Consider the following 19,541-nt stretch of genomic DNA (forward strand, 5'->3'; position numbering starts at 1 on the left):
TATGAAACGCAAGATTATTGTCGCTTGCGGAGGCGCGGTTGCGACCTCTACGATGGCGGCGGAAGAAATTAAAGAGTTGTGTCAGAGTCATAATATTCCTGTTGAATTAATCCAGTGTCGGGTTAATGAAATAGAGACCTATATGGATGGCGTGCATTTGATATGTACTACCGCCAAAGTTGACCGTAGTTTTGGCGATATTCCGTTAGTTCACGGCATGCCTTTTGTTTCTGGTGTCGGTATCGAAGCATTACAAAATAAAATTCTGACTATCTTACAGGGGTGACCTATGTTTTCAGAAGTCATGCGTTATATTCTCGACCTCGGCCCTACGGTGATGCTGCCGATTGTCATCATTATTTTTTCTAAAATATTAGGCATGAAGGCAGGCGATTGCTTTAAAGCGGGTCTGCATATCGGGATTGGCTTTGTTGGCATTGGCCTTGTGATTGGCTTAATGCTGGATTCCATTGGTCCGGCGGCGAAAGCGATGGCGGAAAATTTCGACCTGAATCTGCATGTGGTCGATGTCGGCTGGCCGGGCTCTTCACCAATGACCTGGGCGTCGCAAATTGCGCTGGTGGCGATTCCGATTGCGATTCTGGTTAACGTGGCGATGTTACTGACCCGTATGACGCGGGTGGTAAATGTTGATATCTGGAATATCTGGCATATGACCTTCACCGGCGCGTTGCTGCATCTGGCAACCGGTTCATGGATGATAGGGATGGCGGGTGTGGTAATTCACGCGGCGTTTGTTTATAAGCTCGGCGACTGGTTTGCCCGCGATACCCGAAATTTCTTTGAGCTGGAAGGCATTGCTATTCCGCACGGTACGTCGGCGTATCTGGGGCCGATTGCGGTGCTGGTCGATGCTATCATTGAGAAAATCCCAGGCGTTAACCGAATTAAATTTAGTGCCGATGATATTCAGCGCAAGTTTGGCCCATTTGGCGAACCTGTCACCGTGGGTTTTGTGATGGGGCTGATTATCGGCATCCTCGCGGGTTACGATGTCAAAGGTGTATTGCAGCTGGCGGTAAAAACGGCGGCAGTTATGCTGCTGATGCCACGAGTGATTAAACCCATCATGGATGGCTTAACACCTATTGCGAAGCAGGCGCGTAGCCGTTTGCAGGCGAAGTTCGGTGGTCAGGAGTTCCTGATTGGCCTGGATCCGGCATTACTGCTGGGGCATACGGCGGTGGTATCGGCAAGCCTGATTTTTATCCCGCTCACCATTTTAATTGCTGTTTGTGTGCCGGGTAATCAGGTGCTGCCGTTTGGCGATCTTGCAACTATCGGCTTCTTTGTGGCGATGGCAGTTGCCGTGCATCGTGGAAATCTGTTCCGCACCTTAATCTCGGGTGTCATCATTATGAGCATCACCCTGTGGATCGCGACGCAAACTATTGGTTTGCACACCCAACTGGCGGCTAATGCTGGGGCGTTAAAAGCCGGGGGTATGGTGGCTTCAATGGATCAGGGCGGTTCTCCCATTACCTGGTTACTGATTCAGGTTTTCTCCCCGCAAAATATTCCCGGTTTCATTATTATCGGCGCAATTTATCTGACCGGTATTTTCATGACCTGGCGTAGAGCGCGTGGTTTTATTAAACAAGAGAAAGCCGTTCTCGCAGAATAATTTTTACCTGAGGGGGAGGTAATCCCCCTTAACAATCAGGAGTTTTTATGAAATCAGTGGTGAATGATACTGATGGTATCGTGCGCATTGCAGAAAGCGTCATTCCTGAAATTAAACATCAGGATGAGGTACGGGTAAAAATTGCCAGCTCGGGCTTATGTGGTTCCGATTTACCCAGGATATTTAAAAATGGTGCACATTATTATCCAATAACGTTAGGCCATGAATTTAGCGGCTATATTGATGCGGTGGGATCCGGTGTTGATGATTTACACCCTGGCGATGCGGTTGCCTGTGTGCCGTTATTACCCTGTTTTACTTGTCCAGAGTGTTTGAAAGGGTTTTATTCCCAGTGCGCAAAATATGATTTTATTGGCTCGCGGCGTGATGGTGGATTTGCTGAATATATTGTCGTTAAGCGAAAAAATGTCTTTGCTCTACCCACGGATATGTCTATTGAGGATGGGGCTTTTATTGAGCCGATTACCGTTGGCCTGCATGCTTTTCATTTAGCGCAAGGTTGTGAGAATAAAAACGTTATTATTATTGGTGCCGGAACCATTGGCCTGCTGGCTATTCAGTGCGCTGTCGCGCTGGGAGCAAAGAGTGTGACGGCTATCGACATTAGCTCAGAAAAACTGGCACTGGCAAAATCTTTCGGTGCGATGCAAACATTTAACAGCCTTGAAATGAGCGCGCCGCAAATGCAGGGCGTTTTACGCGAGCTGCGCTTTAATCAGCTTATCCTCGAGACGGCTGGCGTCCCGCAAACCGTCGAACTGGCGGTAGAGATTGCCGGGCCTCATGCCCAGCTGGCGCTGGTGGGCACGTTGCATCAGGATTTGCATTTAACATCGGCAACGTTTGGCAAAATATTACGTAAAGAGCTGACGGTTATCGGCAGTTGGATGAACTACTCCAGCCCTTGGCCGGGGCAGGAGTGGGAAACGGCGAGCCGGTTGCTGACAGAACGTAAGTTAAGCCTGGAGCCATTAATCGCTCACCGTGGAAGCTTTGAAAGCTTCGCCCAGGCGGTGCGTGACATCGCTCGTAATGCTATGCCGGGCAAAGTATTGCTCATTCCCTGAAACCGCGGGCCAGCGTGATGCTGGCCCGGTATTGTGCAAAACAGATCATTCACCAATGGTCCCCCTTCGTTTACACTAGCCACAATTGAATATGGGTAAATGACGATGAATTCATTCGAGCGAAGGAATAAGATCATCCAATTAGTGAATGAACAGGGAACCGTGCTTGTTCAGGATCTGGCGGGAGTATTTGCTGCCTCGGAAGCGACAATCCGTGCCGATTTGCGCTTTCTCGAACAAAAAGGCGTGGTTACGCGCTTTCATGGCGGTGCGGCGAAAATAATGTCCGGTAATAGTGAAACCGAGACCCAGGAAGTTGGGTTTAAAGAGCGATTTCAGCTCGCCAGTGCGCCAAAAAACAGAATAGCGCAAGCGGCAGTCAAAATGATCCACGAAGGGATGACCGTTATTCTCGACAGCGGAAGTACGACAATGCTTATCGCCGAAGGATTAATGACCGCCAAAAATATCACGGTGATTACCAACAGTCTCCCGGCAGCATTTGCCCTTTCCGAAAATAAAGACATTACTCTGGTCGTCTGTGGTGGGACCGTCCGCCATAAAACACGCTCGATGCATGGTTCCATTGCCGAGCGTTCATTGCAGGATATTAATGCCGATTTAATGTTTGTCGGTGCTGATGGTATTGATGCGGTTAATGGTATTACGACCTTTAATGAAGGTTATTCGATTAGCGGGGCGATGGTTACAGCCGCAAATAAAGTGATTGCCGTTCTCGATTCATCGAAATTTAATCGTCGCGGTTTTAATCAGGTACTGCCAATCGAAAAAATTGACATTATTATTACCGATGATGCCGTGTCAGAGGTGGATAAACTGGCATTGCAGAAGACACGGGTGAAATTAATTACGGTGTAGTATTGCTCTGTATGCCGGATAAAGTTTTTACACCGCATCCGGCATTACGGATTCTCCCTGGTTCAAGAGAGAATAGTGTGATTAACGCAACAATGGGCAATCTGGTGGTAATCGACAACGCAACGCCGCCGGAAGTATTTCAATATGAAAGTTTTGTCCGCTCAACGGTTCGCCATCAAGATTAAAAGTGATTTCGTGTGGGGCTTGTATATCAAACCACGACGAAGCGCCTTCGATAATATTCGGGTTATCTTCGTCAGATTTTAATGTTGATACGAGAGCCGGAAGAATTTCATCGCCGGTAAAAATGCGCAGTTGCAGTAAGCCATCGTTAATTAACGCGTTCGGGCACAATTGCTGACCGCCACCGGCCTGACGCCCGTTACCAATACCAATGACCAGGGCGTCACCTTGCCAGTGAAAGTTTTCACCGCGGATCTCACAACGGTCCGGTTGCAGAGTATCCATGCGCATTAAGCCATGAATGATGTAAGAGACGCCACCCAGCGCGGCTTTTAATTTTTCCGGCGTTTCTGTGGTAATACGCGTCCCAAATCCGCCTGTCGCCATATTAATAAAACAGGTTTGTTTGTTGACCTGCGCCATATCTATCGCAATGGCGTCACCGGCAATTGCCAGTTTCAGCGCCTTATCCAGTGCCTCAGGAATCCTTACACTGGTGGCAAAATCATTGGCGGTTCCTAATGGCAAAATTCCTAGCGCGGGTATGTCATCCCCCTCACACTGAATCAACGCCGTAGAAACTTCATTAATGGTGCCATCGCCACCACCGGCAATCACCGTTGCGACGCCCAACTTCCGGGCCTCCTCTACATATCGTGCGGCATCGCCTTTCTCCCAGGTGACCCGCACATGGATCGTCATTCCTTCCTCACGCAACAACATAATTGCTTCGCGCAATGGTAAATTGTCAGTACTTTTGCCATTAAGAATCAGTAAGCTGGCGGGAAATTCTGCCATGATCGTATGTGCCTTTATGATTGGTCTGTAGATAGTGTAGAGCAGAAAAGAAAAGGTGGAGTCAGAACAGGATGAAAGTCGGAGGATAAAAAATCAGTTCAAGTATGGAGGATTCAGTGGTTACCACCAGGAGCTTGCAATGGGGACAGTGAATGTTAACGGTAGCCATAGGTAAATTTCAAAAAAGAGCATATACCTAATATTCAACTAAACAGTGGCATCTTCAATATACTATTAAAAATATATTAACCCCCCCATGGGGTTACCCGGAAGGGCCTCCGTGTATGTAATTCCTACTTATGTAGGAAATGTTGTACAGAACATTTATTATAATCCTATTCAATTATAATAATCATGCCATTATTATATTTTAACACCAGAGCGTGTCGTTGGTATTTAATGGGGGAAGGTAAGATGAAAAAGATAGCTGCTATATCATTAATTAGTGTTTTTCTTATGTCTGGGTGTGCTGTACATAATGATGAGACAAGTATCGGTAAATTTGGTCTTGCATATAAAAGTAATATTCAGCGTAAACTCGATAACCAATACTACACCGAAGCCGAAGCTTCTTTAGCCAGGGGCAGAATTTCTGGTGCAGAAAATATAGTAAAAAATGATGCAGCTCATTTCTGTGTTACTCAGGGCAAAAAAATGCAGATAGTTGACCTGAAGACAGAAGGTGCAGGATTACATGGCGTCGCTCGTCTGACATTCAAATGTGGAGAGTGAGAATATTTTTTGGTAAGCGTCAAACATGCGCGTTCTGGCTGTGCGTAGCCGGAACCTGTGCGAGCACGATGCCGTTACGTGAAAGGCATCGTGCTATGAAGGGAGATTCTATCGATGTGGTCAATGGAAGATGGTGACCAGGGATAGGGCTTATGCATAAAAAATAAGCCCGTGTAAGGGAGATTTAGGGTGTCACCAGTAGGGGCTTTCAACGGTACAATGCGGGTTTGAGCGGCATAAATTACCACTGAAAGCCCTTAAACGTTACTCTACTGTGGACACTGTGTGGACACTCTCGGCTTCAGTACCACCTCTTAGCGGATTAAGAGAAATGGCGTCCTGAAGGTACTCTGGCGCAAAATGAGCGTAAACCATAGTTTGCTCAATCCGCGTGTGACCTAGTATCCGTTGTAGCGTGATAATACTTCCTCCATTAATCATGAAATGAGTGGCAAAGCTGTGCCTTAGTGCATGTGTGGCTTGCCCCGTTGGCAAATCCGGTTTTATTGCTTTCATTGTTCGTCTGAAGCGAGGGTAATCAGCATCAGGGAATAAAAAACCTCGTTTGTTATCCGCGATCATTTTGGCAACAGCCTCTGAGATCGGGACGGTGCGTGGTTTGTTTGTTTTCGTTTTAACAAACGTGACGCGGTTATGGATGATATTTTCTGCTTTCAAACGAGCTGCTTCTCCCCAACGTGCTCCTGTACTCAGGCAAAGAATCGCAATCTTTTTGTTGTCGCCGTCAAGTGCTGCAAGCAGTAAGGCAATTTCTTCCTGTGTGAGATAGCCTGTTTCTGGTTTTTCCTCCTTAAGCCTCTTTGTCCCTCTGATAGGGTGCTCACCAAAGAATAACTCCGCTTCAATCAGGGCTGTAAACATGCCGCTAATACATGTTAAATCACGATTGATACTCGAAGGTTTAATACCCTGACTTCTTCGGGTGGCGCAGTACTGGCTGATAAGGGATTTCGTGATTTGAAATGCGCATGGGTCATTCGTTATTTTTGTGAAGATTTCAATTTTTCCAAGATTAGATTTCCCATGCTCTTCGTGTTTACCCTTTAAATCCCACCAGATCTGTGTCAGTTCCGACAGACGTCGTTTGTCTGTTGGTTTTGATAGCCATTCTTTATTGTGGTGGTTGTACAACGTGTATTTTTCGAAAGCGACAGCTTCGCTTTTCTTATCAAACTTCCTACGGATGCGTTTTCCGTTACGTCCAGTAGGGCGGATGTCCACTTCATATCGACCATCATCGAGTTTTTTGATTGCCATCAGAAAACCCTCCGAGTGGTACTTTTTTTTGCTACTACTAATCGCTTTTTTCGTGGTGGCTGAAATTTAGCCACCAATAGTAGGCACTTGTGATGAATATATTCACGATAAATTGTTAACCAGTCTTTTGACCGGAGTGGGGCGACGTTGTTTCGTTTTGCCCAAAGTGTGCGAGAGCGGGCGCAATTTGCCCGGCTTCTGGAGCTACCTGATCAGTCATGAACCACAAAGTATATTTAGTAAATCTGGGATGTTGTAAGACCTTCATTATGGCTTCAACTCCAGCGTTTTTTGACCGGCTCTCATAGCTCGAAAGTGAGCTGTAGGCTACACCAGTTAATTCACTGAATTCTTTACGGTTTAACCTTTCAGATTCACGGATTAGCTTCAACTTCTCCGAAACGTCTATTGACATAATTACTCCGATTGCGTAATTTCTTGCTTATAGTGTGAAATGTTGTGCTTCTGGAGTTATCCTTTTAGGCAATAATTAGCCATTAGGAGCCATTAGAAGCACTAAGGGAGAATCGTAGCAGATGAATAGACAGCTTGTAAGCGTGACTGATGCCGTGCCTTATCAGGAGTTTGCAAAACTCATTGGTAAAACTCCAAGAGCTGTAAGGGGCATGATTGAGAAAGGGAAATTACCAGTTATTGAGATTACTGACCCTCAGTCAGTATCGGGGCGTGCTGGTGAATATTGGGTATACCTTCCGGCATGGAATAACGGACTAAAACTGGCTTATGAAAGCCGTCCTAAAGAGATTCGTGACGGCTGGTTGATGTGGTTAGGTCTCGGTGAACCACGTTAAGGAGAACCGTATGAATGAGCCTCGTTGTATTGCTCAGTTATTGCGTAACGAAAGCCCCAGGGCGATTGACTTCACCATCACCCACGGTAAGGGGCGTAAGGGAATCATTATCCGCACCAAAAAACAGAGTCCGCTAAAAAAGGCTCTGACCTTTCTGAAAAGCCGGAGGGTCTGGAAATGACAGTGATGACGCTCAATCTCGTTGAAAAACAGCCAGCAGCTATGCGCCGGATAATTGGTAAGCATCTGGCCGTCCCTCGCTGGCAGGAGACATGCGATTATTATAATCAGATGATGGAACGCGAACGGCTAACGGTTTGCTTCCATGCGCAGTTAAAACAGCGTCACGCAACGATGCGTTTTGAAGAAATGAACGACGTCGAACGTGAACGGCTGGTTTGTGCAATTGATGAACTGCGTGGGGCATTCTCAAAACGCCGTCAGGTCGGTGCAAGTGAGTATGCATATATTAGCTTTTTAACTGTCAGTCAGCGCCGTACTTTATTTATGCATGCCGGATTGACTGAAAAAGAATTCAACCAGCCATACTGGCGAATTAATGAAGAATCATGTTACTGGCGTGATGCCTTATTCCGTGCATTACGTGAATTATTCAGCCTGTTTGAGTATGCACCGACAATTCTGACGTCGGTAAAACCAGAGCAATATCTGCATTAAGTAATTAACCAGAGTTTTTAACGCACTTAATTGTGCGGGGCTTCTTTTTGCCTGGAGAAAGTCATGCATACAGTTTCTGAAAACAAGTGTGGTAAATACACATTACTGCTGCAACAGGCCAGAACCGAAGCACAGGCCGATGCAGCGACGCGCTTTTCTTCTCATCTTGACGCCATGATTCGCCACATCACAAAGGCGGAGTTATCCCGTGTGGAGATAGTCGAGCTGCTCAGTCAGGAGTCGGAAAAATTTCACAATATCGGATTGTCTCGCGGGGAGGTGCTTTGATGTCCTGTTCTCATTCAGTTGTATTACTGAATAACGCCTTAAAAATCGCCGTTATGAAAAATGGCGATTTGTCTCTTATTCAACTTTGCCTTGATAAAGAAAAACGCGACATAACTGAATCTGTTATCGCGATTTATCAGAATGAATTAAACCTCCTGTCTGATGTGGTCAATTTACTTGTTAAACGCGCTGTATTCCACAGGCAAATTTCATCCGTGGATGAACTGACAAAATTAACGACAGAAATCGCCAGCTATTGCGCTGATGAATTTAAGAAACTGAACGACAAAGGAGCTGGTAATGCCGGACAACATAGATTTTATTCAGGAACAACAGGCTGAATTACTGGAGCGCCAGATTAACGCGGCAAGGGTAAAACATTGCGGTGTTTCTGCGCTGGTTTGCGAAGAGTGTGACGCGCCAATACCTGCTGCCCGTCGTGCAGCTTATCCGTCAGCCACGCGTTGTGTTTCCTGCCAGTCAGTCTTTGAAGCAAAAAACAAGCATTACCGGAGAATGGCATGAGTATTCGTATTGAAATTGGCGAACGTTATGTCGTTACCAGTGACAGCTTTCAGTTTATTCTCCACGAGAAAAAGAGAGCGGAAAGCGGTAAAAACGCCGGTCAGGAATGGCTGGCGGTGGTTGGTTATTATCCGAAATTAAGCCAGCTCGTTTCCGGCCTGATGCATCACGATATTCTGACCGGAAGCGCAAAGTCTTTTGCTGATTTAAACACGCAGGTTGAGCAACTCAGCAAGCGTTGTTCAGAGGCGTTCTCCAGAGGAGCGTCTGAATGATTACTGATGCTCGTTGCCATACTGAAAATACCATCAATGTTATTTTTGTTTCAGGTGGAAAGGACAGCCTTGCTCAGTGGCTTGTCGCTATTGAAGAAAATGTACCCATATTGCCGGTTTTTGCTGATACGGGACATGAACATCCACAGACAATGAAATATCTGGATTATCTGGAAAAACGGCTTGGCCCAATTAAAAGGGTCAGGGCTGATTTTTCCTGCCGGATTGAATCAAAGCGCAAGTTTATCCAGACCAAATGGCCTGATTTGTTGGTTAACGATTGTGGAATGTCGGAAGAAGAAGCGCACCAGCGCATCAGTTGTGCGCTGGAAATTCTCAAACCAACGGGTATCCCGTTTCTTGATTTGTGTCTGTGGAAGGGGCGTTTCCCATCAACCAAAGCCAGATTTTGCACATTTGAACTGAAACATGAGCCCGTGCGTTCTCAGGTAATATTGCCTTTACTCAATGAATTTGAGGAAGTGATTAGCTGGCAGGGAGTGCGTGCTCAGGAATCGCCATCACGCGCTGCTTTACCTGTCTGGGAAGAGGATGCAGACAACACCCCCGGATTGCATGTATATCGCCCGATTTTGCACTGGAAGCATGAAGATGTATTTGCAATAGCCAGAAGACATGACATTAAGCCAAATCCGTTATATCAGCAGGGGTGTGGCCGTGTTGGTTGTATGCCATGTATTCATGTCCGTAAATCTGAACTGGCAGAAATTTTTCGCCGGTGGCCGGAGGAAATAAAACGGGTTGCTGAATGGGAACGACTGGTTGCGTCGTGCTCCCGTCGGGGAAATTCCACTTTTTTCCCATCCACACATGATCCGCTACGCGCAGAACGTCGTATTGAGATTGTAACAGTCGAGGCATACGGAATAGAAACCTACCATGACTGGACAATGACAACGCGTGGGGGTACTCAGTTTGATTTACTGGCTTCGGCGAATGATAAAGCCGTTTGCAGTAGTGTCTATGCCGGTGTATGTGAATGAGTCATTCTTTCCAGGAGCAATACACCTGCGTACCTCCGTCTGCGTTTGCCGCAGGCACCGGTAAGGCGTTTACCGGTGCTTATGCATGGAACGCGCCACGCGAGGCTGTCGGGCGCGAAAGACCCCTTACACGTGACGAGATGCGTCAGGTGCAAGGTGTTTTATCCACGATTAACCGCCTGCCTTACTTTTTGCGCTCGCTGTTTACGTCACGCTATGACTACATCCGGCGCAATAAAAGCCCGGTGCACGGGTTTTATTTCCTCACATCCACTTTTCAGCGTCGTTTATGGCCGCGCATTGAGCGTGTGAATCAGCGCCATGAAATGAACACCGACGCGTCGATGCTGTTTCTGGCTGAGCGTGACCACTATGCGCGTCTGCCGGGGATGAATGACAAGGAGCTGAAAAAGTTTGCCGCCCGTATCTCATCGCAGCTTTTCATGATGTATGAGGAACTCTGCGATGCCTGGGTGGATGCGCATGGCGAAAAAGAATCGCTGTTTACGGATGAGGCGCAGGCGCATCTGTATGGTCATGTTGCTGGCGCTGCACGTGCTTTCAATATTTCCCCGCTTTACTGGAAAAAATACCGTAAAGGACAGATGACCACGAGGCAGGCATATTCTGCCATTGCCCGTCTGTTTAACGATGAGTGGTGGACTCATCAGCTTAAAGGCCAGCGTATGCGCTGGCATGAAGCGTTACTGATAGCTGTCGGGGAGGTCAATAAAGACCGTTCTCCTTATGCCAGTAAACATGCCATTCGTGATGTGCGTGCGCGCCGCCAGGCAAATCTGGAATTTCTTAAATCGTGTGACCTTGAAAACAGGGAAACCGGCGAGCGCATCGACCTTATCAGTAAGGTGATGGGCAGTATTTCTAATCCTGAAATTCGCCGGATGGAGCTGATGAACACCATTGCCGGTATTGAGCGTTACGCCGCCGCAGAGGGTGATGTGGGGATGTTTATCACGCTGACCGCGCCGTCAAAGTATCACCCGACACGTCAGGTCGGAAAAGGCGAAAGTAAAACCGTTCAGCTTAATCACGGCTGGAACGATGAGGCATTTAATCCAAAGGATGCGCAGCGTTATCTCTGCCGTATCTGGAGCCTGATGCGCACGGCATTCAAGGATAATGATTTACAGGTCTACGGTTTGCGTGTCGTCGAGCCACACCACGACGGAACGCCGCACTGGCATATGATGCTTTTTTGTAATCCATGCCAGCGTAACCAGATTATCGAAATCATGCGTCGCTATGCGCTCAAAGAGGATAGTGACGAAAGAGGCGCTGCGCGAAACCGTTTTCAGGCAAAGCACCTTAACCGGGGCGGTGCTGCGGGATATATCGCGAAATACATCTCAAAAAACATCGACGGCTATGCACTGGATGGTCAGCTCGATAACGATACTGGCAGGCCGCTGAAAGATACTGCTGCGGCTGTTACCGCATGGGCGTCAACGTGGCGCATTCCGCAATTTAAAACGGCTGGCCTGCCGACAATGGGGGCTTACCGTGAACTACGCAAATTGCCTCACGGCGTCAGCATTGCTGATGAGTTTGACGAACGCGTCGAGGCTGCACGCGCCGCCGCAGACAGTGGTGATTTTGCGTTGTATATCAGCGCGCAGGGTGGGGCAAATGTCCCGCGCGATTGTCAGACTGTCAGGGTCGCCCGTAGCCCGTCGGATGACGTTAACGAGTATGAGGAAGAAGTCGAGAGAGTGGTCGGCATTTACGCGCCGCATCTCGGCGCGCGTCATATTCATATCACCAGAACGACGGACTGGCGCATTGTGCCGAAAGTTCCGGTCGTTGAGCCTTTGACTTTAATAAGCGGCATCGCCGCGCCTCGGAGTCCTGTCAATAACTGTGGAAAGCTCACCGGTGGTGATACTTCGTTACCGGCTCCCACACCTTCTGAGCACGCCGCAGCCGTGCTTAATCTGGTTGATGACGGTGTTATCGAATGGAATGACCCGGAGGTCGTGAGGGCGCTCAGGGGCGCATTAAAACACGGCCTGAGAACACCAAACCGTCAGCAAAGAAACGGAAGTCCGTTAAAACCGAATGAAATAGCGCCATCGGCCAGGCTGACCCGGTCGGAGCGTATGCAAATTACCCGTATCCGTGTTGACCTTGCTCAGAACGGCATCTGGCCTCAGCGATGGGAACTTGAGGCGCTGGCGCGTGGCGCGACCGTAAATTATGACGGGAAAAAATTCACGTATCCGGTCACTGATGAGTGGCCGGGATTCTCAACAGTAATGGAGTGGACATCATGGCAAAAATTCACGAGGTAAAGCTGCACGCAAAATATTTCGACCTTGTGCTGGAAGGAAAGAAACGTGCAGAGTTTCGGAAAAATGACCGTAATTATGAGCGCGGGGACACGCTGATTTTGCATGAATGGGTGCAGGGTGTGTTTACGGGGCGAAAGGTTGAAGCCCGGATAACAGATGTTACTGACCTGTCAGACTGGCTGGAAGATTATGTCTTGCTAAGTATTGAGCTGCTTAATACAAGCGCATATGAGATTGTGAACTGGAAAGAACTTAGTGAGCGTGGTCTGGTATTCAGAATTAATCATGAAATTATGCATCAGCTCGGCCTTGCTGTTATGTATGAACCAGAGACGGGGATGTCTGGCGGGGCAATGGTTGCCACGGATGGAGCATGGAACTATTCAGATGAACAGATTGAGAGTGCAAAGCAAAACGGGTGGCTTGGATAATGCACGGAATACCAGGCGAGATACCGCAACATAACACTAAAAATATCAAGCTGATGGCTATTGTTCACCGTCTACAGCAGATTATGGTCAACGAAAATCTGACGCCTGACGAGCTGGTCGGGTGTGCCGAAATAGTCCGGGATAATTACGGGCGGTTTAACTATATCGGTCAGTCCAGAGTTGCGCCACCACCACGCAGACGATAGAGAACGCCGCCAGTCGTGAAACTTGTTTTCAGGGCTGGCGGGGTTGAACAACGAGCGAAGTGAGGCGTTAGCATTAAGTTAATTTTAATGAATGGTACTCTATCGAGCTGATTGTAGATGCGATATATTTACGATCATTTACAGAGAGTATTGCCGCTAGTAGACGACATACCAGAGCCTGCATTTGTAGCAATATATCGCTACCATATTGACAATCATTGATACTAGAGAAACCAAGCGGTTGCCCATTAAAAATGGCTTCATGAAAATTATCATTGCGTATAACTGAAACATTACATTCATCTGTTGCCCATGACGGGATTTTTACACCGTAATTTTCGCACATCCAATATACTCTATTTTGATGAGATGGTTTTTTCTCTTTAATGACTTTATCCCTTTCATCCCATGCTATAGCAAAACAGCAATCAAGAGCCATATAAAGATACTGGAATTTCTCAAAGGAAAGGTATAGTGGGTTATGTGATAGGAATAGGGAGTGTATCACCGCAGCTATTCTTTTAATGGAGCGTTCATCTTTTTGTTTGTCTTTTATATAGTTAAGTGCTAGCTCTATTACTTCTTTTTCAGAGCATCCAACGAGAATAAAGTCAGTTAACTTAGTGGGCTTGATAGTGGTTGCATCAAGAAAACCAGCGTCAGTGGTTGTCAATCTTATACCCTTGAAAAAAGAGAGGCACCACACAACAAAGTTGAGAGTTTCTAACGAGGATGTGTTTTTTAATTTTAGTGTGTGCGTTTTGGGCATGCCGAATACTCGGTAACTATAAGGCATTGTGTATGTGTCACCATTAAGGTTATATACCTTTCGATTCCCAGGGTATATCCAACCATTAACAACGTTTTTATCATTGTTAATACGTTCCACTTTCTCAATAAGACCGGGTAAAGTACGCAAAGAAAATTGTTCAGTCTCAATGTTAACTTCTACTGGATAGTATCCAAACTCCGAAATAATCTCATTTAGTTGCTGTTCATCAACTTCACCTTGCATAACTTTCTCCGTTCAAAAACAGGCACGATAATTCTCGTAAGCCTATCATGTTCGCAAAGTATCCATACCTGTGGATTTTGTAAATTTAAGTTGATTTGTCATTAAATAAGCCGTTGCATGCAACAAGTGAATGTTTTTGCATGCGTCGGGGATGTCCGTTCAGGCTGCGTGCGGTCAGGACTGGTGCGGATCCATAGTATCTATGCAACTGCATTAAAACCGCCCCATGAAGCGGGCGGGCGAGGCGGGGAAAGCACTGCGCGCTGGCGGTGGTGCTGATTTTATTTTTTCAGCGTCTCAGCGCGTCGTGACGGCGCTTAGTCTGCCCGTTGAGGCGCTGGTGTGTCTGCGGGGTGTTTTGTGCGGTGGTGAGCGTGTGAGGGCGTGATTAAGGGATGTAAAAAAGCCGCCCGCAGGCGGCGATGTTCAGCCGTTGTCAGTGTCCAGTGAGTAGTTTTTAAAGCGGATGACCTCCTGACCGAGCCAGCCGTTTATCTCGCGGATCCTGTCCTGTAGCGGGATAAGCTCATTGCGGACAAAGACCTTTGCCACTTTCTCAATATCACCCAGCGACCCGACGTTCTCCGGCTTGCCGCCCATCAACTGAAAGGGGATGCGGTGCGCGTCCAGCAGGTCTGCGGCGCTGGCTTTTTTGATATTAAAAAAATCGTCCTTCGTCGCCACTTCACTGAGGGGGATAATTTTAATGCCGTCGGCTTTCCCCTGCGGGGCATAGAGAAACAGATTTTTAAAGTTATTGCGGCCTTTCGACTTGACCATGTTTTCGCGAAGCATTTCGATATCGTTGCGATCCTGCACGGCATCGGTGACGTACATGATGTATCCGGCATGAGCGCCGTTTTCGTAATACTTGCGGCGGAACAGCGTGGCTGACTCATTCAGCCAGGCAGAGTTAAGGGCGCTGAGATATTCCGGCAGGCCGTACAGCTCCTGATTAATATCCGGCTCCAGCAGGTGAAACACGGAACCGGGCGTGAAGGCTGTCGGTTCGTTGAAGGACGGCACCCACCAGTAAACATCCTCCTCCACGCCACGGCGGGTATATTTTGCCGGTGAGGTTTCCAGTCTGATGACCTTACCGGTGGTGCTGTAACGCTTTTCCAGAAACGCATTACCGAACACCAGAAAATCCAGCACAAAGCGGCTGAAATCCTGCTGGGAAAGCCACGGATGCGGGATAAATGTCGAGGCCAGAATATTGCGTTTAACGTAAATCGGTGAGCTGTGATGCACGGCAGCACGCAGGCTTTTTGCCAGACCGGTAAAGCTGACCGGTGGCTCATACCATCTGCCGTTACTGATGCATTCGACGTAATCCAGAATGTCACGGCGGTCGAGTACCGGCACCGGCTCACCAAAGGTGAATGCCTCCATTTTCGGGGCGCTGGCGGTCATTTTTTTTGCCGCAGGTTGCGGTGTTTTCCCTTTTTTCTTGCTCATCAGTAAAACTCCAGAATGGTGGATGTCAGCGGGGTGCTGATACCGGCGGTGAGTGGCTCATTTAACAGGGCGTGCATGGTCGCCCAGGCGAGGTCGGCGTGGCTGGCTTCCTCGCTGCGGCTGGCCTCATAGGTGGCGCTGCGTCCGCTGCTGGTCATGGTCTTGCGGATAGCCATAAACGAGCTGGTGATGTCGGTGGCGCTGACGTCATATTCCAGACAGCCACGACGGATAACGTCTTTTGCCTTGAGCACCATTGCGGTTTTCATTTCCGGCGTGTAGCGGATGTCGCGCGCGGCGGGATAGAACGAGCGCACGAGCTGGAACACGCCGACACCGAGGCCGGTGGCATCAATTCCGATGTATTCGACGTTGTATTTTTCGGTGAGTTTGCGGATGGATTCCGCCTGAGTGGCAAAGTCCATGCCTTTCCACTGGTGACGCTCAAGTATTCTGAATTTGCCACCGGCCACCACCGGCGGTGCCAGCACCACGCATCCGGCACTGTCGCCACGGTGTGACGGGTCGTAACCAATCCATACCGGACGGGAGCCGAACGGATTGGCTGCAAACGGCGCATAGTCTTCCCATTCTTCCAGCGTGTCGACCATGCAGCGTTGCAGCTCCTCGAACGGGAATACCGACGCTTTGTCGTCAACAAATTCACACATGAACAGGTTTTTAAAATCGTCGGCGCTGTTTTCGCGTTTAAGCTGCTCAATGTCGAACAGCGTGCAGCCGCCTTTCAGCGCGTCCTCAATGGTGACAATCTGCCGCCACTGACCGTCCGCACAGAGAAGCCCACCGGCAAGGGCGTTATGACTGACGTCGATTTCCACGCGTTCGGCGGCGCTGGCGCGTCCCCGGTTGAACAGTTCACCCGACCAGAACGGGTAGGCGTCGTGCGCCAGCGTGGACGGGGTGGAGAAATAGGTTGAGCGCAGGTGACTCTGTGAGGCCATACCTGATGCCACCTTACGCAGTACCTGAAAATTCGGGATCCAGAAAATCTCGTCGACGTACAGGTCGCCGTTATGGCTCTGTGCGGTGTTGGAGTTGGTGCCGAGAAAAATCAGTTTTGCGCCGTTATTGCCCAGGACAATCGGGTCACCGGTCAGGTCAACGTCAACCAGCCGGGCAAAGGCGATGATGTATTCACGGAACACATACGCCTGCGTTTTACTGGCCGACAGAAAAATCTGGTTATGACCGGTTTTCAGGGCGCGCAGCAGCGCCTCGCGGGAAAAATAAAACGTCGCGCCAATCTGGCGGGATTTCAGGATATCGCGGATGCGGTGCTCAAGCCCGGCGCGATACCAGTGCAACTGATATTCGAAAGACTGCTCAAAGAAAATCTGCTCCAGCTTTTCGATGGCCTCGTCACTGAAAAAATTCTTTTTCGGTTTGCGACGCCCGCCTTTGTTGCGGTTAGCGACGTTCGGATTAAGGTCTGCCTCGTTGCCGGTCTGACTGTAACGGTTGACCCGTGCCAGTCGTTCAATCTGGCGTCCGAGCAGGTCAATTTCCTTGAAGTCACCGCCGGTTTTCTGCGGTTTGATGATGAGCTGGGTCAGCCGCGCTTCCAGACTCATTTCGACACGGCTGATGGGGGCAACGCTGTTCCAGCCGTCGCGCTGTTTCCAGCTCTGCACCGTCGGGCGTTTCATCTGCAACATGGCGGCAATCTGCGGCACGGAAAATCCCTGCCAGTACAGCAGCGCCGCCTGACGACGCGGGTCGTGTAAAAGAGTGGTGTCTGTGGTGATGGTCATGAATACCTCGCCGTGATGAATACACGGCAAGGCTACTGAGTCGCGCCCCGCGATTCGCTAAGGTGCTGTTGTGTCAGTGATAAGCCATCCGGGACTGATGGCGGAGGATGCGCATCGTCGGGAAACTGATGCCGACATGTGACTCCTCTAATCACTATTCAGGACTCCTGACAATGGCAAAAAAAGTCTCAAAATTCTTTCGTATCGGCGTTGAGGGTGACACCTGTGACGGGCGTGTCATCAGTGCGCAGGATATTCAGGAAATGGCCGAAACCTTTGACCCGCGAGTCTATGGTTGCCGCATTAACCTGGAACATCTGCGCGGCATCCTGCCTGACGGTATTTTTAAGCGTTATGGCGATGTGGCCGAACTGAAGGCCGAAAAGATTGACGATGATTCGGCGCTGAAAGGCAAATGGGCGCTGTTTGCGAAAATCACCCCGACCGATGACCTTATCGCGATGAACAAGGCCGCGCAGAAGGTCTATACCTCAATGGAAATTCAGCCGAACTTTGCCAATACCGGCAAATGTTATCTGGTGGGTCTGGCCGTCACCGATGACCCGGCAAGCCTCGGCACGGAATACCTGGAATTCTGCCGCACGGCAAAACACAACCCCCTGAACCGCTTCAAATTAAGCCCTGAAAACCTGATTTCAGTGGCAACGCCTGTTGAGCTGGAATTTGAAGACCTGCCTGAAACCGTGTTCACCGCCCTGACCGAAAAGGTGAAATCCATTTTTGGCCGCAAACAGGCCAGCGATGACGCCCGTCTGAATGACGTGCATGAAGCGGTGACCGCTGTTGCTGAACATGTGCAGGAAAAACTGAGTGCCACTGAGCAGCGCCTCGCAGAGATGGAAACCGCCTTTTCCGCACTTAAGCAGGATGTAGCTGACAGGGCGGATGAAACCAGCCAGGCATTCACCCGCCTGAAAAACAGTCTCGACCACACCGAAAGTCTGACCCAGCAGCGCCGCAGCAAGGCCACCGGCGGTGGCGGTGACGCCCTGATGACGAACTGCTGACCGGCGTCAGTCAGTCCGGGAAAACCTTCACGATTAACCCTTAATTTCAGGAAAAACTATGCGCCAGGAAACCCGCTTTAAATTTAATGCCTACCTGTCCCGTGTTGCCGAGCTGAACGGCATCGACGCCGGTGATGTGTCGAAAAAATTCACCGTTGAACCGTCGGTCACCCAGACCCTGATGAACACCATGCAGGAGTCCTCTGACTTTCTGACCCGCATCAACATTGTGCCGGTCAGCGAAATGAAAGGGGAAAAAATTGGTATCGGTGTCACCGGCTCCATCGCCAGCACCACCGACACCGCCGGTGGCACCGAGCGTCAGCCGAAGGACTTCTCGAAGCTGGCGTCCAGTAAGTACGAATGCGACCAGATTAACTTCGATTTTTATATTCGCTACAAAACGCTTGACCTGTGGGCGCGTTATCAGGATTTCCAGCTCCGTGTCCGTAACGCCATTATCAAACGTCAGTCCCTTGATTTAATCATGGCCGGTTTTAACGGCGTGAAGCGTGCCGAAACCTCTGACCGCAGCAGCAATCCGATGCTGCAGGATGTGGCGGTCGGCTGGCTGCAGAAATACCGCAATGAAGCCCCGGCGCGTGTGATGAGTAAGGTCACTGACGAGGAAGGCCGCACCACCTCTGAGGTTATCCGCGTGGGTAAGGGCGGTGATTATGCCAGCCTTGACGCACTGGTGATGGATGCGACCAACAACCTGATTGAGCCGTGGTATCAGGAAGACCCTGACCTTGTGGTGATTGTGGGTCGCCAGCTACTGGCGGACAAGTATTTCCCCATCGTCAACAGGGAGCAGGACAACAGCGAAATGCTGGCCGCTGACGTCATCATCAGCCAGAAACGCATCGGCAACCTGCCAGCGGTACGCGTCCCGTACTTCCCGGCGGATGCGATGCTCATCACGAAGCTGGAAAACCTGTCCATCTACTACATGGATGACAGCCATCGCCGCGTGATTGAGGAAAACCCGAAACTCGACCGCGTGGAGAACTACGAGTCAATGAACATTGATTACGTGGTGGAGGACTACGCCGCCGGTTGTCTGGTGGAAAAAATTAAGGTCGGTGATTTCTCCACACCGGCTAAAGCGACCGCAGAGCCGGGAGCGTAACC

At 49.2% G+C, this 19,541-nt stretch carries 24 protein-coding genes; 18 read left to right on the forward strand and 6 right to left on the reverse strand.

The window, feature by feature from the left end; translation table 11 throughout:
• Position 1: 1 nt before the first annotated feature.
• The 4 genes from gatB to ACJHYR_RS14470 all read left to right on the forward strand — a co-directional run bounded on the left by gatB (position 2) and on the right by ACJHYR_RS14470 (position 3,612).
• Positions 2–286 (forward strand): PTS galactitol transporter subunit IIB, encoded by a 285-nt coding sequence (gene gatB, locus ACJHYR_RS14455; RefSeq protein ID WP_000823282.1) that lies wholly within the window; start codon positions 2–4, stop codon positions 284–286.
• A gap of 3 nt (positions 287–289) precedes the next feature.
• Entirely contained in the window at positions 290–1,645 is a 1,356-nt protein-coding gene (locus ACJHYR_RS14460) for a PTS galactitol transporter subunit IIC (RefSeq protein WP_000490663.1), read from the forward strand.
• A 47-nt stretch (positions 1,646–1,692) separates the two neighbouring features.
• Positions 1,693–2,733 carry a galactitol-1-phosphate 5-dehydrogenase gene (gene gatD, locus ACJHYR_RS14465; protein WP_000844192.1) on the forward strand — a complete coding sequence of 347 codons (1,041 nt, stop codon included), beginning with the start codon at positions 1,693–1,695 and terminating at the stop codon, positions 2,731–2,733.
• 105 nt (positions 2,734–2,838) lie between these two features.
• Positions 2,839–3,612, forward strand: a complete 774-nt coding sequence (locus tag ACJHYR_RS14470; protein WP_001295426.1) for a DeoR/GlpR family DNA-binding transcription regulator — start codon at positions 2,839–2,841, stop codon at positions 3,610–3,612.
• Positions 3,613–3,693: 81 nt separating this feature from the next.
• On the opposite strand, the gene yegS is transcribed toward ACJHYR_RS14470, so the two are convergent.
• A complete protein-coding gene (yegS, locus tag ACJHYR_RS14475; protein WP_000807371.1) occupies positions 3,694–4,593 on the reverse strand; it encodes a lipid kinase YegS in 900 nt (299 codons plus the stop codon).
• 414 nt (positions 4,594–5,007) lie between these two features.
• On the opposite strand from yegS, the gene yegR reads away from it, so the two are divergent.
• Positions 5,008–5,325 carry a protein YegR gene (gene yegR / locus ACJHYR_RS14480; protein ID WP_001303579.1) on the forward strand — a complete coding sequence of 106 codons (318 nt, stop codon included), beginning with the start codon at positions 5,008–5,010 and terminating at the stop codon, positions 5,323–5,325.
• A 264-nt stretch (positions 5,326–5,589) separates the two neighbouring features.
• Here yegR and ACJHYR_RS14485 read toward each other — a convergent pair whose 3' ends face one another.
• Positions 5,590–6,603: a site-specific integrase gene (locus ACJHYR_RS14485; RefSeq protein WP_000985261.1), complete on the reverse strand. Its 1,014-nt coding sequence runs from the start codon at positions 6,601–6,603 to the stop codon at positions 5,590–5,592.
• A gap of 115 nt (positions 6,604–6,718) precedes the next feature.
• On the reverse strand, positions 6,719–7,018 hold the full coding sequence (locus ACJHYR_RS14490; RefSeq protein ID WP_000020919.1) for a helix-turn-helix domain-containing protein: 300 nt from the start codon (positions 7,016–7,018) through the stop codon (positions 6,719–6,721).
• A 121-nt stretch (positions 7,019–7,139) separates the two neighbouring features.
• Here ACJHYR_RS14490 and ACJHYR_RS14495 point away from each other — a divergent pair, with 121 nt between their 5' ends.
• From ACJHYR_RS14495 to ACJHYR_RS14545, 11 genes are all read left to right on the forward strand, one after another.
• Positions 7,140–7,415 carry a regulatory phage cox family protein gene (locus tag ACJHYR_RS14495; RefSeq protein WP_001081582.1) on the forward strand — a complete coding sequence of 92 codons (276 nt, stop codon included), beginning with the start codon at positions 7,140–7,142 and terminating at the stop codon, positions 7,413–7,415.
• Positions 7,416–7,425: 10 nt separating this feature from the next.
• Positions 7,426–7,596, forward strand: coding sequence for a hypothetical protein (locus ACJHYR_RS14500; protein WP_001005162.1), 171 nt, complete (start codon positions 7,426–7,428; stop codon positions 7,594–7,596).
• The gene (locus ACJHYR_RS14505; protein ID WP_000217677.1) at positions 7,593–8,093 is read left to right on the forward strand and encodes a hypothetical protein; all 501 of its coding nucleotides are present in this window, start codon (positions 7,593–7,595) and stop codon (positions 8,091–8,093) included. Before ACJHYR_RS14500 ends, ACJHYR_RS14505 begins: the two co-directional genes overlap by 4 nt.
• A 63-nt stretch (positions 8,094–8,156) precedes the next feature.
• Positions 8,157–8,381 carry a DUF2732 family protein gene (locus ACJHYR_RS14510; protein ID WP_059327988.1) on the forward strand — a complete coding sequence of 75 codons (225 nt, stop codon included), beginning with the start codon at positions 8,157–8,159 and terminating at the stop codon, positions 8,379–8,381.
• Positions 8,381–8,722 carry a DUF5405 family protein gene (locus tag ACJHYR_RS14515; protein ID WP_086795373.1) on the forward strand — a complete coding sequence of 114 codons (342 nt, stop codon included), beginning with the start codon at positions 8,381–8,383 and terminating at the stop codon, positions 8,720–8,722. Before ACJHYR_RS14510 ends, ACJHYR_RS14515 begins: the two co-directional genes overlap by 1 nt.
• Positions 8,682–8,906: a TraR/DksA family transcriptional regulator gene (locus ACJHYR_RS14520; protein WP_001113163.1), complete on the forward strand. Its 225-nt coding sequence runs from the start codon at positions 8,682–8,684 to the stop codon at positions 8,904–8,906. Before ACJHYR_RS14515 ends, ACJHYR_RS14520 begins: the two co-directional genes overlap by 41 nt.
• Positions 8,903–9,181 carry a DUF5405 family protein gene (locus ACJHYR_RS14525; protein ID WP_001538230.1) on the forward strand — a complete coding sequence of 93 codons (279 nt, stop codon included), beginning with the start codon at positions 8,903–8,905 and terminating at the stop codon, positions 9,179–9,181. Before ACJHYR_RS14520 ends, ACJHYR_RS14525 begins: the two co-directional genes overlap by 4 nt.
• Entirely contained in the window at positions 9,178–10,185 is a 1,008-nt protein-coding gene (locus ACJHYR_RS14530; RefSeq protein WP_001600141.1) for a phosphoadenosine phosphosulfate reductase family protein, read from the forward strand. The genes ACJHYR_RS14525 and ACJHYR_RS14530 overlap by 4 nt, the downstream gene beginning before the upstream one ends.
• Positions 10,182–12,494 carry a replication endonuclease gene (locus ACJHYR_RS14535; protein WP_332214327.1) on the forward strand — a complete coding sequence of 771 codons (2,313 nt, stop codon included), beginning with the start codon at positions 10,182–10,184 and terminating at the stop codon, positions 12,492–12,494. The genes ACJHYR_RS14530 and ACJHYR_RS14535 overlap by 4 nt, the downstream gene beginning before the upstream one ends.
• Entirely contained in the window at positions 12,473–12,925 is a 453-nt protein-coding gene (locus tag ACJHYR_RS14540) for a DUF3850 domain-containing protein (RefSeq protein ID WP_024008673.1), read from the forward strand. Before ACJHYR_RS14535 ends, ACJHYR_RS14540 begins: the two co-directional genes overlap by 22 nt.
• On the forward strand, positions 12,925–13,131 hold the full coding sequence (locus ACJHYR_RS14545) for a hypothetical protein (protein ID WP_001620977.1): 207 nt from the start codon (positions 12,925–12,927) through the stop codon (positions 13,129–13,131). Before ACJHYR_RS14540 ends, ACJHYR_RS14545 begins: the two co-directional genes overlap by 1 nt.
• A 73-nt stretch (positions 13,132–13,204) precedes the next feature.
• Here the strand turns inward: ACJHYR_RS14545 and ACJHYR_RS14550 are convergent, their stop codons facing one another.
• The 3 genes from ACJHYR_RS14550 to ACJHYR_RS14560 form a co-directional block, all read right to left on the reverse strand.
• Entirely contained in the window at positions 13,205–14,146 is a 942-nt protein-coding gene (locus tag ACJHYR_RS14550) for a hypothetical protein (protein WP_059327991.1), read from the reverse strand.
• A gap of 426 nt (positions 14,147–14,572) precedes the next feature.
• Positions 14,573–15,607, reverse strand: coding sequence for a phage portal protein (locus tag ACJHYR_RS14555; protein ID WP_000038164.1), 1,035 nt, complete (start codon positions 15,605–15,607; stop codon positions 14,573–14,575).
• Positions 15,607–17,379, reverse strand: a complete 1,773-nt coding sequence (locus ACJHYR_RS14560; protein ID WP_059327992.1) for a terminase ATPase subunit family protein — start codon at positions 17,377–17,379, stop codon at positions 15,607–15,609. Before ACJHYR_RS14560 ends, ACJHYR_RS14555 begins: the two co-directional genes overlap by 1 nt.
• A gap of 173 nt (positions 17,380–17,552) precedes the next feature.
• Between ACJHYR_RS14560 and ACJHYR_RS14565 the strand changes: the two genes are divergently transcribed.
• Both ACJHYR_RS14565 and ACJHYR_RS14570 read left to right on the forward strand, forming a co-directional pair.
• Positions 17,553–18,407, forward strand: a complete 855-nt coding sequence (locus tag ACJHYR_RS14565) for a GPO family capsid scaffolding protein (protein WP_001512805.1) — start codon at positions 17,553–17,555, stop codon at positions 18,405–18,407.
• Between the two features lie 58 nt (positions 18,408–18,465).
• Positions 18,466–19,539, forward strand: coding sequence for a phage major capsid protein, P2 family (locus tag ACJHYR_RS14570; RefSeq protein ID WP_059327993.1), 1,074 nt, complete (start codon positions 18,466–18,468; stop codon positions 19,537–19,539).
• Positions 19,540–19,541 lie beyond the last annotated feature (2 nt).

Origin of the sequence: Escherichia sp. WS1450 (assembly GCF_046487395.1) — a bacterium.
Lineage (GTDB): Bacteria > Pseudomonadota > Gammaproteobacteria > Enterobacterales > Enterobacteriaceae > Escherichia > Escherichia coli.

Excerpts from the sequence above, each read along its gene's own strand:
- gatB (WP_000823282.1), top strand. The coding sequence starts at position 2 with ATGAAACGCAAGATTATTGTCGCTTGCGGAGGCGCGGTTGCGACCTCT.
- ACJHYR_RS14460 (WP_000490663.1), top strand. The coding sequence starts at position 290 with ATGTTTTCAGAAGTCATGCGTTATATTCTCGACCTCGGCCCTACGGTG.
- gatD (WP_000844192.1), top strand. The coding sequence starts at position 1,693 with ATGAAATCAGTGGTGAATGATACTGATGGTATCGTGCGCATTGCAGAA.
- ACJHYR_RS14470 (WP_001295426.1), top strand. The coding sequence starts at position 2,839 with ATGAATTCATTCGAGCGAAGGAATAAGATCATCCAATTAGTGAATGAA.
- yegS (WP_000807371.1), bottom strand. The coding sequence starts at position 4,593 with ATGGCAGAATTTCCCGCCAGCTTACTGATTCTTAATGGCAAAAGTACT.
- yegR (WP_001303579.1), top strand. The coding sequence starts at position 5,008 with ATGAAAAAGATAGCTGCTATATCATTAATTAGTGTTTTTCTTATGTCT.
- ACJHYR_RS14485 (WP_000985261.1), bottom strand. The coding sequence starts at position 6,603 with ATGGCAATCAAAAAACTCGATGATGGTCGATATGAAGTGGACATCCGC.
- ACJHYR_RS14490 (WP_000020919.1), bottom strand. The coding sequence starts at position 7,018 with ATGTCAATAGACGTTTCGGAGAAGTTGAAGCTAATCCGTGAATCTGAA.
- ACJHYR_RS14495 (WP_001081582.1), top strand. The coding sequence starts at position 7,140 with ATGAATAGACAGCTTGTAAGCGTGACTGATGCCGTGCCTTATCAGGAG.
- ACJHYR_RS14500 (WP_001005162.1), top strand. The coding sequence starts at position 7,426 with ATGAATGAGCCTCGTTGTATTGCTCAGTTATTGCGTAACGAAAGCCCC.
- ACJHYR_RS14505 (WP_000217677.1), top strand. The coding sequence starts at position 7,593 with ATGACAGTGATGACGCTCAATCTCGTTGAAAAACAGCCAGCAGCTATG.
- ACJHYR_RS14510 (WP_059327988.1), top strand. The coding sequence starts at position 8,157 with ATGCATACAGTTTCTGAAAACAAGTGTGGTAAATACACATTACTGCTG.
- ACJHYR_RS14515 (WP_086795373.1), top strand. The coding sequence starts at position 8,381 with ATGTCCTGTTCTCATTCAGTTGTATTACTGAATAACGCCTTAAAAATC.
- ACJHYR_RS14520 (WP_001113163.1), top strand. The coding sequence starts at position 8,682 with ATGCCGGACAACATAGATTTTATTCAGGAACAACAGGCTGAATTACTG.
- ACJHYR_RS14525 (WP_001538230.1), top strand. The coding sequence starts at position 8,903 with ATGAGTATTCGTATTGAAATTGGCGAACGTTATGTCGTTACCAGTGAC.
- ACJHYR_RS14530 (WP_001600141.1), top strand. The coding sequence starts at position 9,178 with ATGATTACTGATGCTCGTTGCCATACTGAAAATACCATCAATGTTATT.
- ACJHYR_RS14535 (WP_332214327.1), top strand. The coding sequence starts at position 10,182 with ATGAGTCATTCTTTCCAGGAGCAATACACCTGCGTACCTCCGTCTGCG.
- ACJHYR_RS14540 (WP_024008673.1), top strand. The coding sequence starts at position 12,473 with ATGGCAAAAATTCACGAGGTAAAGCTGCACGCAAAATATTTCGACCTT.
- ACJHYR_RS14545 (WP_001620977.1), top strand. The coding sequence starts at position 12,925 with ATGCACGGAATACCAGGCGAGATACCGCAACATAACACTAAAAATATC.
- ACJHYR_RS14550 (WP_059327991.1), bottom strand. The coding sequence starts at position 14,146 with ATGCAAGGTGAAGTTGATGAACAGCAACTAAATGAGATTATTTCGGAG.
- ACJHYR_RS14555 (WP_000038164.1), bottom strand. The coding sequence starts at position 15,607 with ATGAGCAAGAAAAAAGGGAAAACACCGCAACCTGCGGCAAAAAAAATG.
- ACJHYR_RS14560 (WP_059327992.1), bottom strand. The coding sequence starts at position 17,379 with ATGACCATCACCACAGACACCACTCTTTTACACGACCCGCGTCGTCAG.
- ACJHYR_RS14565 (WP_001512805.1), top strand. The coding sequence starts at position 17,553 with ATGGCAAAAAAAGTCTCAAAATTCTTTCGTATCGGCGTTGAGGGTGAC.
- ACJHYR_RS14570 (WP_059327993.1), top strand. The coding sequence starts at position 18,466 with ATGCGCCAGGAAACCCGCTTTAAATTTAATGCCTACCTGTCCCGTGTT.